The sequence below is a fragment of the [Chlorobium] sp. 445 genome (assembly GCA_002763895.1).
Classification (GTDB): Bacteria; Bacteroidota; Chlorobiia; order Chlorobiales; family Thermochlorobacteraceae; genus Thermochlorobacter.
In genome coordinates this window covers 12,664-28,897 of record NSLH01000021.1, presented here as the reverse complement: position 1 = coordinate 28,897, position 16,234 = coordinate 12,664, and the positions used below count along the sequence as shown (strand labels likewise).

General features: G+C 47.8%; 17 protein-coding genes. 3 read left to right on the top strand and 14 right to left on the bottom strand.

Annotation, left to right across the window (positions count from 1 at the left end; genetic code table 11):
* Positions 1-3: 3 nt before the first annotated feature.
* The 14 genes from CMR00_09090 to CMR00_09025 all read right to left on the bottom strand — a co-directional run bounded on the left by CMR00_09090 (position 4) and on the right by CMR00_09025 (position 11,432).
* A complete protein-coding gene (locus tag CMR00_09090; protein ID PIO47676.1) occupies positions 4-693 on the bottom strand; it encodes a hypothetical protein in 690 nt (229 codons plus the stop codon).
* A 157-nt stretch (positions 694-850) separates the two neighbouring features.
* On the bottom strand, positions 851-1,447 hold the full coding sequence (locus CMR00_09085; protein PIO47675.1) for a Holliday junction branch migration protein RuvA: 597 nt from the start codon (positions 1,445-1,447) through the stop codon (positions 851-853).
* Positions 1,448-1,522: 75 nt separating this feature from the next.
* Positions 1,523-1,810, bottom strand: a complete 288-nt coding sequence (gene rpsT, locus CMR00_09080; GenBank protein ID PIO47674.1) for a 30S ribosomal protein S20 — start codon at positions 1,808-1,810, stop codon at positions 1,523-1,525.
* Positions 1,811-1,948: 138 nt separating this feature from the next.
* Positions 1,949-3,139 (bottom strand): hypothetical protein, encoded by a 1,191-nt coding sequence (locus CMR00_09075; GenBank protein PIO47673.1) that lies wholly within the window; start codon positions 3,137-3,139, stop codon positions 1,949-1,951.
* Positions 3,139-3,579, bottom strand: coding sequence for a hypothetical protein (locus tag CMR00_09070; protein PIO47672.1), 441 nt, complete (start codon positions 3,577-3,579; stop codon positions 3,139-3,141). The genes CMR00_09075 and CMR00_09070 overlap by 1 nt, the downstream gene beginning before the upstream one ends.
* A complete protein-coding gene (locus tag CMR00_09065) occupies positions 3,549-4,046 on the bottom strand; it encodes a hypothetical protein (GenBank protein PIO47671.1) in 498 nt (165 codons plus the stop codon). Before CMR00_09065 ends, CMR00_09070 begins: the two co-directional genes overlap by 31 nt.
* A 7-nt stretch (positions 4,047-4,053) precedes the next feature.
* Positions 4,054-5,142, bottom strand: coding sequence for a hypothetical protein (locus CMR00_09060; protein PIO47670.1), 1,089 nt, complete (start codon positions 5,140-5,142; stop codon positions 4,054-4,056).
* Complete coding sequence (locus CMR00_09055; protein PIO47669.1) at positions 5,051-5,707, bottom strand: hypothetical protein; 657 nt, start codon at positions 5,705-5,707, stop codon at positions 5,051-5,053. Before CMR00_09055 ends, CMR00_09060 begins: the two co-directional genes overlap by 92 nt.
* Positions 5,610-6,188: a hypothetical protein gene (locus CMR00_09050; protein PIO47668.1), complete on the bottom strand. Its 579-nt coding sequence runs from the start codon at positions 6,186-6,188 to the stop codon at positions 5,610-5,612. Before CMR00_09050 ends, CMR00_09055 begins: the two co-directional genes overlap by 98 nt.
* Before the next feature lie 126 nt (positions 6,189-6,314).
* Positions 6,315-7,058 carry a hypothetical protein gene (locus CMR00_09045; GenBank protein PIO47690.1) on the bottom strand — a complete coding sequence of 248 codons (744 nt, stop codon included), beginning with the start codon at positions 7,056-7,058 and terminating at the stop codon, positions 6,315-6,317.
* The gene (locus CMR00_09040; protein PIO47667.1) at positions 6,982-8,421 is read right to left on the bottom strand and encodes a hypothetical protein; all 1,440 of its coding nucleotides are present in this window, start codon (positions 8,419-8,421) and stop codon (positions 6,982-6,984) included. The genes CMR00_09045 and CMR00_09040 overlap by 77 nt, the downstream gene beginning before the upstream one ends.
* A complete protein-coding gene (locus tag CMR00_09035; GenBank protein ID PIO47666.1) occupies positions 8,382-9,653 on the bottom strand; it encodes a hypothetical protein in 1,272 nt (423 codons plus the stop codon). The genes CMR00_09040 and CMR00_09035 overlap by 40 nt, the downstream gene beginning before the upstream one ends.
* A gap of 23 nt (positions 9,654-9,676) precedes the next feature.
* The gene (locus CMR00_09030) at positions 9,677-10,624 is read right to left on the bottom strand and encodes a hypothetical protein (protein ID PIO47665.1); all 948 of its coding nucleotides are present in this window, start codon (positions 10,622-10,624) and stop codon (positions 9,677-9,679) included.
* A complete protein-coding gene (locus tag CMR00_09025) occupies positions 10,482-11,432 on the bottom strand; it encodes a hypothetical protein (GenBank protein PIO47664.1) in 951 nt (316 codons plus the stop codon). The genes CMR00_09030 and CMR00_09025 overlap by 143 nt, the downstream gene beginning before the upstream one ends.
* Before the next feature lie 181 nt (positions 11,433-11,613).
* Here CMR00_09025 and bchD point away from each other — a divergent pair, with 181 nt between their 5' ends.
* The 3 genes from bchD to CMR00_09010 all read left to right on the top strand — a co-directional run bounded on the left by bchD (position 11,614) and on the right by CMR00_09010 (position 16,231).
* Positions 11,614-13,440, top strand: a complete 1,827-nt coding sequence (gene bchD / locus CMR00_09020) for a magnesium chelatase ATPase subunit D (protein PIO47663.1) — start codon at positions 11,614-11,616, stop codon at positions 13,438-13,440.
* A 41-nt stretch (positions 13,441-13,481) separates the two neighbouring features.
* On the top strand, positions 13,482-14,045 hold the full coding sequence (locus CMR00_09015; GenBank protein ID PIO47662.1) for an anthranilate/aminodeoxychorismate synthase component II: 564 nt from the start codon (positions 13,482-13,484) through the stop codon (positions 14,043-14,045).
* Between the two features lie 143 nt (positions 14,046-14,188).
* Entirely contained in the window at positions 14,189-16,231 is a 2,043-nt protein-coding gene (locus CMR00_09010) for an oligopeptidase B (protein PIO47661.1), read from the top strand.
* The last annotated feature ends 3 nt before the right edge of the window (positions 16,232-16,234 follow it).

Here is a 16,234-nt window from a genome sequence, read left to right as displayed (position 1 = left end):
CACCTAACGCAGAGGGCGCAAGTTGACTGTGTGCAACCGCTGGGGCAACTGTAACAGGCGACTTTTTTTTTCTTTTGCGACTGCCATAATCACTTCCAGCGCTTCCAAGTGCTGACGAGCCACAATAGTCTGGGCACGAGATTTCACGATACCTGCTTTTTCTGCGGCAATTTGCTCAATAGTCTCGCCTAACCACTGTTGATGGTCATAATCAATCGGCGTAATGAGGCAATAATCAGGCAAGACCACATTAGTTGCATCAAGTCGCCCGCCCATGCCCACTTCAATGACGGAGACATCAACGGATTCTTCTGAAAAATACCTAAACGCCATAGCCGTTGTAGCTTCAAAAAACGTCGCATTAAGGTCTTGAATTTTTGCTTTGAGGTCAGCGGTTAAGCCTGCTATGTAGTCTTCGCTAATCATCTGACCATTGATGCGAATTCTTTCCTCAAAGCGTTCGACATGCGGCGAGGTGTAAAGTGCGGTTTTTAATCCTGCTTCTTGGCAAATTGATGCCATAAATGCCGCAGTTGACCCTTTGCCATTTGTGCCGGCAATATGCACAACGGTGCCAAGCCGGCGTTCAGGGTTACCCAGATAGTTGCAAAGCGCCGTGATATTCTCCAAGCTCATCTTCATGCCGAAGCGGTGAAGCGGAAACAAAAAGGCGATGGCATCTTGATAGGTCATTGATTAAATCAAAAGTGTTAAACTCGGTGTATTTTCATCCTGCAGTGTCTGTGGCGCAAATTGCGCTCTAAGCTTATGGCTTACGGCGTAAGTTACTAAACCGCCGGCAGATTTATGAGTGGCTTTTTGACATCTAAAGTTGAAGACTTAAGGGCTATCACTTCTGTGCGTACTTTAGAGCGAGGCGCACAAGTTCATCGGTTTTTGCATTCGGTGCTTCAGCGATGGCGGCACGCATGGCTTTTTCGGCAACAGGCTTTGCAAAGCCAAGTGCTAAAAGTGCAGAATACGCATCACTTCGGGCTTGCTGCAAGTCGCTTTGAACACCGATTGGCGTTGGTTTTAAATCTAATTTGGTAAGTTTATCGCGTAGTTCCAAAATGATGCGCTCTGCAGTTTTTCTGCCTACGCCTGAAATGCGCGTCAGCGCAGCAAGGTGATTGCCAATAATGGCTTCACGCAGTGCCCCAACGTCCATGCCAGAAAGAATGGTTTGCGCCATTTTGGGTCCGACACCGCCAACGCTAATTAGCAGCTTAAAGATCACACGTTCTTCTTCGCGAGCAAAACCATAGAGTTGAAAGGCATCATCACGCACATAAAGATAAGTAAGCAATTTGACCGTCTGATTGAGCTCTGGTAATTCCGCATAGGTATTTGCTGAAATACTCGCACTAAAGCCAATGCCGCCTACTTCCATCGTTACCTCTGTCGGCGATTTGTCGGTCAGCGTGCCAATCAGGTAGGCAATCATGAGAGCGGCAAGTTAAGATGAAATAAACGTAGCAACAGGGCGTAAGACAGGCACCTCAAGAGCACTATGCCGACTTTACGCTGAAGCGCTGGCTGATTGGGTGCGACGGTTGACCAGTTTCGCGAGCGCCGATTTTTGGCGAGCAGCTTTGTTTTTGTGAATCACGCCTTTAGCGGCAATGCGATCGAGCTTTTGGGTCGCTGCACGCAGCGCTTTTTCAAGTTCTTCCTTTGGCGCATTGCTTGCAGCAAGACGTGCAACGGTTTTAATCAACTGTTTCGCCTCTTTTTTCCGAGCGCGGTTATAGGCGTTGCGACGCTTGGACTGGCGTACACGTTTTTCAGCGGACTTATGCTGTGGCATAGTTCAGCGTTATCGTTTCAAATTTGATGTAAAGACATTCAAAAAATTGAGCGCCAAAGATACAGCGATTCTTTCGGATTGCAAAACAGCAAATCATCTGTTTTGGCATGAGTGCGGTATGCTTGGAGAGCCTGTTTGCTAACACTCGTGCCAGCACCGAAGGTAAAGCTGCTCGATTGCATGTGTCATAGCGGCGTTTGTAAACTCAGCATAAGCGCGCTGCACAGAGGCTTGCCCCAAAGCAAGACGCAAGTCAGCGTGATGCGCCAGCAAAATGATTTTTTCTGCCAATTGCTCAATTGTCTGCGGTGTAACAGGCGAAGCAGGAATGAGAAACCCATTTTCACCATCACGAATCATCTCTGAGGCCCCGTCGAGATTGAAACAAACAATTGGCTTTGCCATTGCCATTGCTTCCTGAATGACACGTGCTAAACCCTCATGCAGAGAGGTATGGACAATCACATCGCTAATAGCAACAAGGCGTGCAACTTCCGCAGGTGGTACAACACCCACAAAGCGCACCGCCGAAGTAAGCCCACACGCTGCGATGTATTGGCGAAGCTGAGGCTCAAAATCGCCACCACCAATGAAGAGAAACTTCGCTGAAGGCACTGCTGCCAAAATGCGTGGCATAGCATCAATGAGAAATTGATGACCTTTGAGCTTCGTCAGTCGTGAGATTTTAGAGACAATGAAATCACTCTCAGCAAAGCCAAACTTGTTTGCATAGTGCTTTTTGAGTTGTCTGACATCAGGAATGGGCATGAAAAATGAATCATGCAAGCCACTACGCACGACGGAGTATTGCTCTCTTCTGCCAATTGCGTTGGCAAGATGTGTTTCAATCATGGTTTGCGAGACACTGGTAAAATGTGTGGTATAACGCGCTGCCCAGCGTTCAAGCAAAAGGAAAAGTCGACGCAAAGCAGCAGGTTGATGCGCTGTAAAAGAAAGTAAATGCAAAGTGTGAAAGGTGAGTGGCACGCCAGCCAGAGCTGCAGCAAAGCGACCTAAGATGCCCGCTTTCGCTGTGTGCGTGTGCACAATGTCAAACTTACGCGAGCAAATGAAATCGTAGAGGTCAAGAAAGGCGCGCAAGTCGTGCAATGGGCTAACTTCTTTGACAAGGTCAGGAAAGACCGTAACACGCAGCCCTAAGGTGCGTGCTTCGCTAAATAAATCCCCTTCAGATGCAACGTTCGGACCCGTTGCAATTTCAACATCATAGCCTTTCTTTTGTAAGCCGCAGGCTAAAGCTACAACGCCTTCAGTAGCGCCACCGACACTAAACACGGTGATGATATGCAGAATCTTCGGTTTGCGCATCAGTATCGGTTTAGCGCAATGACGGTTTTGAGAATCACATTGTCAAGAAAAGACTGCCGAAGCGCTTCACCTGTCAAGAGATACCCAATACGTGCAGAAAACTGCTGTTTAGACTGCAAAAAACGCTGCAAGATACGGCTTTCTCGTGCGGCAAGTTTTGCACCAAAACACTTCTCGAATTCATGAGCTTGCTGGCTTAATCGGAAAATGCGGCTATTGCCCTGTGTCAAACTTTTCCAATGCCGCTGCATTTTGCCCAAAAGTGTAACTGAAGTACCAATGGCATTCTGTGCATGTTGGCGGTATTTAAGTGTGGGTGTCTCATCATAGAGCAAGGTGCCGAAAGCAGAGGCAACAAGATAAATCCACCAGTCGTGCATAATCGTGCGTTCAGGCAAGGCAGATAGAATCAGCGACCGCAAAGCGCGATTGAAGACCATCGTGCAGCCGGTGGCTTGATTTTGTACGAGTGCATTAGCAAACCCCAGGCGTTGTGCATGAGGTGAATATGCCAAGTGCCTGAGTTGTGTGTCAACAATCTCAAAGCGTGAAAAGTAAAGCAAAGGCGCTGTGCCATCGGCTTGTGAAAGATAGGCAAGGGCACGAGAGAGTTTGTCAGAGTGCCACACATCATCTTGATCGCTAAAGCTAAAGTAATCTGCCTCAGCATCGGCATGCTCCAAAAGCCAAAAAAAACTTTTGCAGCACCGAGATTTTCGCCACGAAAGAGTCGAAGGTTCGCATACCGCTGGGCATAATCGGAGAGAATCTGCCAAGTGCGGTCTTGTGAGCCATCGTCGCGCACATAAAGCGAGAGCGCAACCTGCTTTTGACGAAAGATGCTCTCCAACTGTTCAGCCAGATAGGTTTCGCCGTTGTATGTAGAAAGTAGCACGCAGACTTTCATCTGACTGTCATGGGTGAGTTGCTGATGGCTGTGTCAAAGTTTTGAGAAAATAAAATCCAAAGCGGTTGCGAAAAATCTCAAGTTCGAGCGCAGACTGTCGGGCTTTGTGTGCAAAATGGCGTTTGAGTCGCAGCATGAGCCATGTCTTGAAAAAGAGCCAGCGATAGAGCCGCAGCGTCAGGTATGCCTTAGCAGGTAAGTAATGTTTGTAGCAAAAGCGTGAGAGTCCAAGCAGAAACCGTTCCATTTGGCGCTTGACTTTTTCGGGTGTCTCGCCGCCGTAGGAGTAACTAAACAAATGGGTAAGCCGTGCGGAAGGCACGAAAAAGACTTTCCAGCCTGCACGCCAAGCACGATAGCACAGGTCGCTATCCTCGAAATACGCTACGAACTGTTCATCGTAGAGTGAAAGTGCGTGAGCAAGGCTTGCGCGAATGAACAGGTTTGTGCCGACCACCATAGGCACAGGATAGGCGCGTGTGAGGGTGCGTGGCACAGTCCCAAGATGCGTTGGTGGCAAGAAGGGAAATAAGCGTCGGAGCCAGAAGAGTTCGGCAAATGCAGCAAAAGGTGAAGGAAACGCCCCAAATGAATGTTGGTGCGAGCCATCAGGATTGAGAAGCAAGCCGCCGCAAATACCTGCCTCTGGTGTTGCATCCATAAATCGTACAAACTCTAAGAGCACATTATTTTCAAACATGGCATCGTTGTTAAGCAGAAGAAAATATCGACCAGAGGCGAGTGTCATGGCGCGGTTTGTAGTAGCAGCATAGCCGAGATTGCGCGCATTGACAAGTACTTTGACCTGTGGAAAATTGCGCTGCACAAGTTCGAGGCTTGCATCGGTCGAGGCATCATCGCAGAGCACGATTTCAAATGAAACTTGTTGTGTATGCTGATAAATTGAGTCAAGACAGCGCGGCAAAATGTGCTCCCCGTTCCAATTTGCAATCAAGACAGAGACATCGGGCGCCGTGCTATTCATGCTGGATTTGGGTTGCAGGTTAAGATTTGACAAGCAAAGCAGCATAATCTGCGATAAGTTGCGCAGCACTTTCTTGAGCGTTAAAGGCTTGACGCACAAATGCGTAAGCATGTTCAGAAAGTAAGGTGCGCCGCTCAGGTGACTGCAGCAAAAAGAGAATTTGCTGTGCAAATGTCACGGCATCATCGGCAATCAAAATATCGCGCTCGGGCATAGCACCAACGCCTTCGTTTGCAATAGAACTTGCCACAGTGGGCACACCATAAGCCAGCGCATCCAAAAGTTTGACAATAATGCCGCCACCTACAAAAAGCGGTACAACTGCAAGTGTGGCGCGCATGTAAAAATCTGCCAACCGTTCCTGATAGCCATGCACCACAACAGGCAATCCTTGAACGTGCTGCAAAAAGTCATGGCTAGCACCAGCACCGACCAAATGCACATGCGCCTGTGGTACTTTTTCCCATACAATGGGCATCACGTCGTCGATTAAGAAATGCACCGCTGACAAATTTTCAGGGCGATAGAGTGCGCCAACAAACAAAATCATGTTGTTTTCACGATGGCAAGTGCGCACATCAAAAACTCGGGGTATCAACGCTGGAGCGGCGCACCCCAACAGAAAGTGAAGGTGCAGCATCGCGCAGTAACTTGGCATCGAACGCCGAGAGTGCATAGACTTTTCTCACATATCGGTATGCTTTGAGTTCAGCACGACGAATAAAAGCATAACGCATCCATGCTGCAAGTCTATCAAGCCCCTTTGTGGCAAGCGCCATTCGAAGCGCTGGCTTGAACTCCACATCGTGTGCCACACCTACCGTCACGCCATAAGGTGCAAGCCTACGCGCAAAGAGCCGACAAAAATAGCCATATTCAATCTGAATAATGTCAGGTTGAACTGCTGCAATTGCCTGCACGGTGCGCTGCAAAAATGCTTTTTGGTCGGGGTACGCTCGCGCATAAATGCCGAAAAATGTTGCTGCATACTGTGCGGTGCTCACCAACAGTGTGCGCAGCGTCTTTAGGTAGCCACCCAAAGAAGACCGCCGTGCTTGGATTGCCACAAGAGCGCTTTCACGTTTGGGTACGGCGCAAACAAGCTCAAAGAGTGTTTTGACTTCATCGAGTTTTGCGACTTCATCCGGCTCATACATCGTTGCCAAAAAATTTGATGCGATTGCACAAGTTCACGCAGCAGCGTAAAGAGAATAGCACTGCCGCCGTGCGGAGCATTCGCATAAGGTAAGTATGGCGTGATAACCAAAATTTTCATTCTGATTCTATCTCAACGATAAAGAGGCGACGATAGCACTCACCGAAGGAAAGGCACTTGTAGAGCAAGGAAAAATTTTGATGTACTCAAAGAGTCGCTGCGCCAGCGCTGAAGGATTAAGCCAGAGGCGCATTTCAAGTTCGCGTATGCAGAGATTGTAATTTTTCTGCACACGAATCTGTGCGCGCCGTTGATGCACATGCAAGGCGTGCGCAAGGTAGGCTTGAATCTCCGCCACTGTTGGTAAGCCATACGCGACGTGTTCAATGAGAAAGGAATCTCGCTTGCCGTGTTTGTGAGCGTAAAGCGCATCGAGTTTTTTGTCCTGTTCAGCTGCATGCTTGCCTGTTGGTACAGCAAGAAAAAGGCGCTGCTTCGACACACGAATCAGTTCTGAGACCATTGTTGCGCGCTGATGTGGCACAATATGCTCGAGTGTATCTGTAGAGACAACTACATCAAATGAGCAATCTGTAAAAGGCAGATGAACATCCGTGAGCGCTACTGTTTGCAAATTCGGAAGCGGTGGTGTTGGAAAGTGAACATCTGCACCGACGACAGAATGCTTAACAAAGCGTGCAATGCCTTCCGAGCCACTGCCAACTTCTAAGAGTGTAGTGTAGTGTGACTGTTGTTGGAGTTCATGCAGCACAGGCAAATAGCGAATGTTGGTATCAATCCCGGCGGTCAGTGTGCGAAGTCGCATAGCAAAGTCGATCAAAAAATGTGATTGAGGCAAAGAGCAGCGCATTGACAAAATTCGTGTTGATGTAAGTCATCACCGGTGATGTAATTGAGGTTACCATATAAGCCGTAAGTGTGCCCACAGCGGCAAGCAAGATACTTTGTGCCGTGCTCGAGGGCGCTCTCTGAAACAAACGAATACCTTGAAGCAGTGCGCCAATCCAAAGCATAAGAAAAATCAGCAGACCTAAGCAGCCAGACTTATGCAAGACTTGTGCGTAGTTGTTGTGAATAAACCACCACTCCACAATACCTTCTTTGATGTTGCTATCTCCAAAGCGATAGACTGCAACGGTAGCCCCGGCGCCTTTTCCAAAGAGCCAGTGATTGGGCAATTCATCGAGCACGGCTAAGACTTCAAGCACGCGTTCTGCACTGCTGACATCCAAATTGCCAACAGCAGATGAGCCGCGATATGTGGTCAGCGAAATGAAATTGTCAAGTGAAAGTCCTAATGCCAGTGTAGTGCCAACTGCAGCGAGTGCAAGCAGACCTAAGCCAATGGCAAATTTGAAAGAGCGTCTGAATCCAACGACAAGGAGCATCATAACGAAGCCTGCAAAGAACCCCAGATAAAGTCCGCGTGTGAAGGTAATCAGTAGACCAGCGAGCATGACAAGTAGCACCAGAGAAGTTGACAGCAGCGGAGTTGTGCCCCTGCTCGTGAGCATTTTTGCAATCAGTGCGAGCGTAGAGCCAACAAGCAAAAACGATATGCCAGAATTGTATCGCACAAAACCGCGAATGAGAATGTCATCAATGAGACTGAGAGCAGCAAACAGGAACCCCACGCCAATCAAGGCGTTGAGAGCAAAAGCAATATCGGTATCTGTTTTGAAAAAGTGCAGATAAACATAGAATAGCAAGAGATAGAGAAAATCGCGCACGTCGCCGAAAAGATAAGTGAGCGTATTGCGATTGATTGCGCCATAGATAGCTGATGCAAAAAACATGATAGCGTAGATGGCAAAAAGTCGCTCAAGGCGTGTCCAGCGTGAAGGGCGCGGCAGGCGTGGTTGTTTGAGGTAATCGAAGAGTGCAACGGCAAAGAAGAGCAGCAGCACAGCATCTTGCAGAAAGAGTCCGCCGCCGCCAATCGGTTTGCTGAAGTGTTTTTCAGAGAGTGGGATAGCAGGACTAATAAGAAAAAAGAGAGCAAGCAGCAGCAAAAACAGGATACGAAAAGAAAAGGCTTGAAAGAAACCCACGACCACTAAAGCCCCAGCTAGCAGCACGGCAAAGATGATGTTGAAGTAAGCGATAGCTCCGAGTATCAAAACAAGTACAAAGAATGCAGCATAAAGTGCCGCTTGGCGGCGAGGCGTGGGCGTTAGCGTAGGCTGAACATCTTGCGCAGAAGTTGAAACCATGGTTCGCTTGAAAGTTTTTCGGCTTCATGCTGAAAGATCACAAAAGAGAGCGAAAGAAATAGCCCAGCAAAAAAGCCACCTAAGATAATCAGCAGGCGCTTGGGGCGATCTTTCCACTCTGGTACATTGCCTCGGTCGAGCACAAGTAGCGTTGGTGTGTCGCGTGCTTCTTGAAGTTTAGCTTGTTCATACTGCGGCACGAGAAATTCTACAATCTTGGTGTGAAGTAAAACATCACGATAGAGCCGCAGATACTCCATGCCCAAATCAGGCATCTTAGCAAGCGGAATGATGAGGTCAGACTTCAAGCCGCCGACTTCAAACTTCTTGGCTTGACGGCGCAATTCAGCAGCTTTGCTGCGTGCTTGCAACACTTCTGGGTGAAGGTCGCCCAGGCTTTGACGCAAGACATTGTATTCTACTTCGCTTTGCACGGCTAAGGCTTCAACCTGTGCAGAGGCTTCCAAACTTGCTTTAACTTGCTCACGCACTTCACCCACACGGTAAGTTTTCTGAAATTCATTGAGCCGTTCTTCAGCTACTTTGAGATCGGCTTGTGCGTCAGCATATCGTTTTTCAATAAACTTGCGCTGATATCGTGCGTTTTCGGTTGCAAGTTCACGGTTAATCGAATCAATGAGGGCTACGACATAATTAACCATCTCTGCAGCTTTGACTGAATCGCCTTTGAAATACGCCGTAATGGTAACGGTGTTGTTGCGGTTATTTTTGAAGATGAGATTTTTGTCTAATTCCTCAAGTGTTTTTTTAATCGGTTCGCGTGTAGAAGGCGAATCAAATTCGTATTGGCGCACAAGGTCAAATTTTTCAATGACAGCAAGACGCAAACGGCGGCTATCAAAAATCGCTTCATAGCGATCGATATCGTCAGCAGTTTTGCTTTTACCAAAAACACTTTCTGCGGCACTGCCAAGATTGCCCCCGAAGCCTGTGGCACCGCCCAAAAGTCGAGTGAGACCGACAAGATCGCTTTGTGGTGGCACAAGAATCGTTGCAGAAGACTTATACCATTCTGGCAAGAGGAAACTGATAACAGTGGCAACAAGTGTAGAAAAGAGCGTGCCAATCACGATGAACTTGCGCCAAGGGTAAATCACATTGAGGTATTCTACAAAACGAGAGGGCGCAGCGCCAGCTTGTCCATTGTCAAGGGCATGTTCCTTTGCAACAGGCTCACTTGTAGAAGGCAGCGAAAGCGGTTCTTGTGGCATAGCGTGTCGTTAAGAATTGACAATCAAGGTTGGCGAAAGACTTGGAAAATCAAGAGTGCCAGTGTAGCCAGCGTTGAGACAATTGACACCACAGGCGTAATTTCTGCCATTTGTTGCGCGAAAGTTTTCTGAAACTTTTTGGGTACAAAAATCCAATCGCCTGATTCTATAGTGGTTTCTCTGGGAAACTTCCATTCATAACTGCCTGCTTTAAGAATGCGGACATCGCCTGTAGATTCGTTCGTTTCACCGCCTGCAAGCGCAATATAGTCTTTGTAAGTGCGCCCTGCTACGTATTTGATATGACCGGGATGAGCAACTTGTCCGAAGACATAAACCGTGCCTGCATCACGTGGCACGATGATAAGGTCGCCATCTTCGAGTACAGGGTCTTCTTGCTGACCGCTAAAAATAGCGCGAAAGTCTGCTGAGACATAATTGCGACGGGCGCCAAACTCAAGATTGAAGTTTGCAGCCTCTTCTGCATCAAGGTCGCCGGTACGAATGAGCTGCTGGCGAATGAAGTCAAGGTCTTGTGGCGCATTAGCTGGCAGCGGCACACCCTCTTCTGATTTAGGTCGGCGAAAAATGCGCGCCCCCGACAGCAAGGCTTCTTTAGTAAATCCACCTGCGAGTGCAATCACTTCTTTAAGTGTTGTCTTTTGCGATTCGATTGCATAGAAGCCCGGATATTCGACTGCACCTTTCACGGTAACATTGCCCACGCGTGAGAGCGCTTTGAGGCGCACTTGCACACGGTCGTTGGGCAAAAGCGGTACATCAGGCGCTTTGCCTAAGAGAATCTCAGAGAGGTTGACTGTGAGCCGCTCAAAGCCAGTTGGAGTGCGACGCGTGATTTGCACATGTTCTAAATCGGCATTTTTTGGTGGCGCCAAGTGCAATTTTGTAAAGTGTCGAAAGACTATCAAAACGTGAGTACTCATAGAGTGCAGGCAATTGCACAGCACCATCAATGCCAACCAAATCCATATTCTCGAGCTGCAAATTCGGTACTTCAATCACATCGCCCTCGCGCAGGCGTGGATTAAAACGACGGTCACCCGTCATAAAGTAACGAATAAGGTCAACGGCTTCAGTACTACCATCGCTGTGTCGCAGCGTGATATTGCGCAGGGAAGCCTTCACGATTGACGCCGGTTCGGGATAAAGACGACGGGCAACAGCTTGTGCCGCATCAGGCGGGGGCGGACCTTGTGAATTAGCAAGGTAGAAGACTTTATCGACGCGGTCTAAAGGCGTGGCAATTTGCTGCCCTTTGGTAGAAACAGCACCAGAGACCATGACAAAAAACGAGCGCGGCTGATAGAGCGAAAGTGCAAAACTTGAACTCTTGTACTGACGCAGTGCGGCTTGCTCTACTTCCTTTTTGAGGTCAGCTAGCGATTTGCCTTTGGCTTCAAAAATTCCAATCGTTTTGAGCGAAAGCAAGCCTTCAGGCGAAATCATGCTGCGAAGTGTGAGCGGCACAGTACCGAAAACATTGACTTCCACGACATCGCCCGAGCCCAAAACATATTCGTTCGGGTTGATGGCTTCCTCCAATGGCAGACTTTGAAAGGACTCTGGAGCAAGGCTAAGTGCATTTAGACGGTCAAGTGAGCCTTGTCCCTGACTGCCGAATGCCGAAAAGTAGTTCCGCATAATTGAACTGCGGCGTTCATCTGCGCTTGGTGCAGGTGGCGTTTGACCCTGCACCATTTGACTATGCGTAAGAAAGACACAGAACAATAATGCAGCAAGAACAAAAAAATGAGTCATCAAGCAAGAGACACTGAGTTTTAGAGACGCGCAAGATAAAAAGCATTAGGATTTTCTCGTGGAGAGAAAGTCGACCCTGGATAGACAAATAAACACAAAACATCAAAAGAAAACGTAAATTCGACAAACTGGCTAAAAATAACGCACTGGTTAAAAATCGCTTTTGAACATCTGTATTGAGATGCCATCTCTCTCCTTTGGCGAAATCGTTGATATGGAGTTAGCAAAGCGTGCGCTGCTGTTGCTTGCAGTTGATCCAACTTTAGGCGGTGTGGCAATTCCGGCATCTGTAGGCTCTGGCAAGTCAACGCTGGCACGCGCCTTTGCTCGCATCTTGCCTGAAGATACACCGTTTGTCGAGTTGCCTATCAATGCCACAGAAGATCGTTTGCTTGGTGGACTAGACCTTGAAGCAGCACTTGCAACTGGCAAACGCTTGATTGAAAAAGGATTGCTTGCAAAGGCACACGGTGGTGTGCTTTATGTCGATTCACTCAATTTGCTCGATAGTGCAATTTCTGCGCAACTCATTGATGTAATGTCGCGTGGCGTGGTCATCGTTGAGCGTGAAGGACTCTCAGCAGTGCATCCTGCCGAATTTATGCTGGTTGCAACATTCGACCCAAGCGACGGCGATGTGAGAATGGGGCTGCTTGACCGCATTGGACTCATCGTGCCATTTTCAGCACAAAGTGAAGCAGAGATTCGTGCCGAAGTGGTGCGCAGCGTGCGTGCCAAAGAGTTAGGACACACAGTGCACCATGAAGATGTGCATCAAGAAGAAACAGCGTTGCGTGCGCTCATTTTCTCAGCACGTGAAGATTTGCGAAGAGTTGTCATTTATGATGAGCAGCTCGAGGCGCTATCGCAAGCTGCTTTGGAGCTTGGTGTAGAAGGCAATCGTGTCGATGTCTTTGCGGCAAAAGCGGCCATGGCAAGTGCCGCTTTGAACGGCGAGACCGAAGTCGGCGAGAGCGATCTCAAACTGGCAACGAAGTTGGTGCTCTTGCCGCGTGCCACACGTATGCCAGAACCACAAGAAGATGAACCAGCGCCAGCACAGCCAAAGCAAGCCCCGCCATCAGACAAAAATGAATCGCAAGATGAGCAGACTAATGAGCAAGCACAGCGCCCTTCGCCCGAAGAAATTAGTGAGATGCTTCTAGAGACCATTGAAACAGAGCTGCCTGATGTATTGCAGAATTTGGCATTTGCAGAGCAGCGAAAGGGTAAATCTGGCAAGCGTGGTGTAGCCGAAAACACGCGACGCGGCAAATACATTCGCGCAGTCAGCGGCAACTTGCGCGAAGGCAAACTTGCACTTATTCCAACCTTAATGGCAGCAGCACCGTGGCAACACACACGTCAAGCAGCACAACCTCACACTGCAAAAAAACGCTTGGTAATCAAAAAAGATGATGTGCGCATCAAGCGCTTTCGAGATAAAGCAGGCACGCTGTTCGTCTTTGTGGTCGATTCCTCAGGCTCCATGGCGCTCAATCGTATGCGTCAAGCTAAGGGTGCCGTGGCAAGCCTCCTACAAAATGCTTACGTTCATCGTGATCAAGTTGCGCTAATTGCATTTCGTGGCAAGACAGCCGAAGTCCTATTGCCGCCCTCGCAGAGTGTTGAGCGCGCTAAACGCGAACTTGATATCTTGCCCACTGGCGGCGGCACACCCTTAGCAGCAGCCTTACTTACAGCATGGAAAACCATTGAGCAAATGCGCTCAAAAGGTAACTTGCGTGCAACGCTTGCGCTCATCACAGATGGACGTGCAAATACCGCACTTGACCAATCACAGAACGACAGAGAAAAAATTCAGAAAGAAATTGATGAACTGGCTTTGCTCATTCGTTCAAGCCATATCAACACGATTGTGATTGATACACAGATGAATTTTCTTACTAAGGGTGAAGCCCAAACGTTAGCACAAAAACTGGATGGCAAATACGTGTATCTGCCTAATGCACGTGCTGACCAAATCACGCAAGCGGTGCTGTCGTAGTGCAAACTTGAATAAGCAAAGAATAAGCAAAACTTGTTGAAATGATACTTGTCATTGACAACTACGATTCATTCACTTACAACCTTGTCCAATACTTAGGCGAACTCGGCGCTGAGCTTGAAGTCTACCGCAATGACGCACTCACAATTGAAGCCATTCGACAAAAGCATCCTGAAAAAATTGTCATCTCTCCAGGACCCTGCACACCGAAAGAAGCAGGTATTTCTGTACCGCTCATTCGAGCTGTGCAAGGTGAAATTCCAATCTTGGGCGTATGCTTAGGTCATCAATCTATCGGCGAAGCCTTAGGCGCAAACGTAGTGCGAGCACCAGAACCAAAGCATGGCAAAGTGTCCATGATTTATCACAATGGCAGTGCGCTGTTCAAAGATGTGGCAAATCCATTTCAAGCTACGCGCTACCATTCGCTGATTGTAGAGCAAGAAACCTTACCAGCCTTGCTGAGTATCACGGCGTGGACAGATGATGGGCTTATTATGGCAATGGAGTGCACCGCAAAAAAACTCTACGGCGTGCAGTTTCACCCTGAATCGATTATGACGCTCGAGGGCAAACACATACTCAAAAATTTTCTTGAGCTCTAAGCAAATGAAGGGACGCAAATTTCAAATAAGCATTTTAACTTAACTCTTTGAGCAATGCATCACTTCAAACTTTTAATCACACTAACAATGATTGTTCTAACCTCTCTGGTAGAGACGCCTGAAGCCGAGGCACAAAAAAATCGCTGCCACCAAAACCGCCTGTTGCAAAGAAAATTCCAAAAACTGATGTATTGCATGGTGAGACGCGCGTAGATAACTATTTCTGGCTGCGTGAAAAATCCAATCCTGAAGTGATTCGCTATCTCGAAGAAGAAAATGCTTACACCGATGCGATGACGGCTGACATCAAAGCCTTTGAGGAAGCACTCTACAAAGAAATTAGAGGGCGCATCAAAGAAACAGATTTGAGCGTGCCATACAAAAAAGGCGACTACTGGTATTATGTACGCTTCGAAGAAGGCAAGCAGTATGGCATCTATTGCCGCAAGCAGAAGTCAATGGAAGAAGGGCAAGAAGAAATTTTGCTTGATTTGAATGAACTGGGCAAAGACAAACCATTTATCGCACTGGGCGAATATGCCGTAAGTGACAACGGCGAACTGCTGGCGTATTCACTCGATCTAACAGGCTTTCGTCAGTATCTCTTGCAAATCAAAAATCTTAAGACCGGTGAAGTTTATCCTGAAAAAATTGAGCGCGTAACTGGCGCAGAGTGGGCAGCTGACAATCAAACGCTGTTCTACACGCAAGAAGATTCGCTTACAAAGCGTAGCCACAAACTCTTCCGACATAAAGTCGGTGAGCCAGTTGAAAAAGACGCATTGCTCTTCGAAGAAAAAGATGAACTGTATCGTTTGTTCGTCTCCCGCACGCGCGATCAGAAGTACATTTTGCGTAGCTCAGCAAGTTCAGAGACCTACGAGTTTTGGTATCTCGATAGCCAGAAGCCAATGGAAGAGTTTAAGGTGATTTTGCCACGCGAAGAAAAACACAAATACACAGTCGAGCATCGTGAGGGACTCTTTTACATTCGCACAAATAAAGACGCCAAAAATTTTCGTCTTGTTACTGCGCCTGTCGAAAGACCAACGGAGTGGACAGAAGTGCTGGCGCATCGTCCGAGTGTGAAACTCGAAGAAGTTGATGTCTTCAAAAATCATCTGGTGATACACGAGCGCGAAGCTGGGCTGCTGAAGATGCAAATCATAAACTTTAGCACAAAAGAATCGCACGAGATAGCTTTCCCCGAGCCAACCTATGATGCCTATCCGTATGTCAATCCAGAGTTTAACACGAACCTTTATCGCTACGGCTATCAATCGCTTGTCACCCCAGCATCGGTGTTTGAATACAATATGGACACACGTGAGCAGAAACTCTTGAAGGAAACTGAAATCGTAGGCGGCTACGACAAAACGCAGTTTCAAAGCGAGCGCATTTTTGCTACAGCCTCAGATGGTACGAAAATTCCGATTTCACTTGTCTATAAAAAAGGCTTCAAAAAAGATGGAACGGCACCGGCATTGCTTTATGGCTACGGTTCATATGGTATCTCAATGGATGCCTCGTTCAGTGTGGCGCGTCTTTCACTGTTGGAGCGTGGGATGCTGTTTGCAATTGCACACATTCGCGGCGGCGGCGACTTAGGCGAAGAGTGGCATGAAAACGGCAAGATGATGAAGAAAATGAATACCTTTACAGATTTTATTGCATGTGCAGAGCATCTCTTCAAGGAAAAATACACCTCACCGAATAGACTGGCGATTCAAGGTGCAAGTGCTGGTGGCTTGCTCATCGGTGCAGTAATCAATCTGCGTCCTGATATTTGCAAAGTCGCACATCTTGGCGTGCCGTTTGTTGATGTCATTAACACAATGCTCGATGAAAGTTTGCCGCTCACAGTTGGCGAATTTTTAGAATGGGGCAATCCGAAAATCAAAGCAGAATATGACTACATCAAACAGTATTGCCCCTACACTAACTTAGCACCAAAAAAATACCCGGCAATTCTTGTAACAACATCACTTAACGATAGCCAAGTCATGTATTGGGAACCTGCAAAATATGTAGCAAAATTGCGCACATTGAAGCAGGACAAAAATCTACTGTTGCTTAAAACCAATATGTCAGCAGGACACAGCGGCGCCAGCGGCAGATTTGATCGACTCAAAGAAATCGCATTTGAGTATGCGGTGATGATGCGTGAACTTGGTATCACAAAGTAAGAC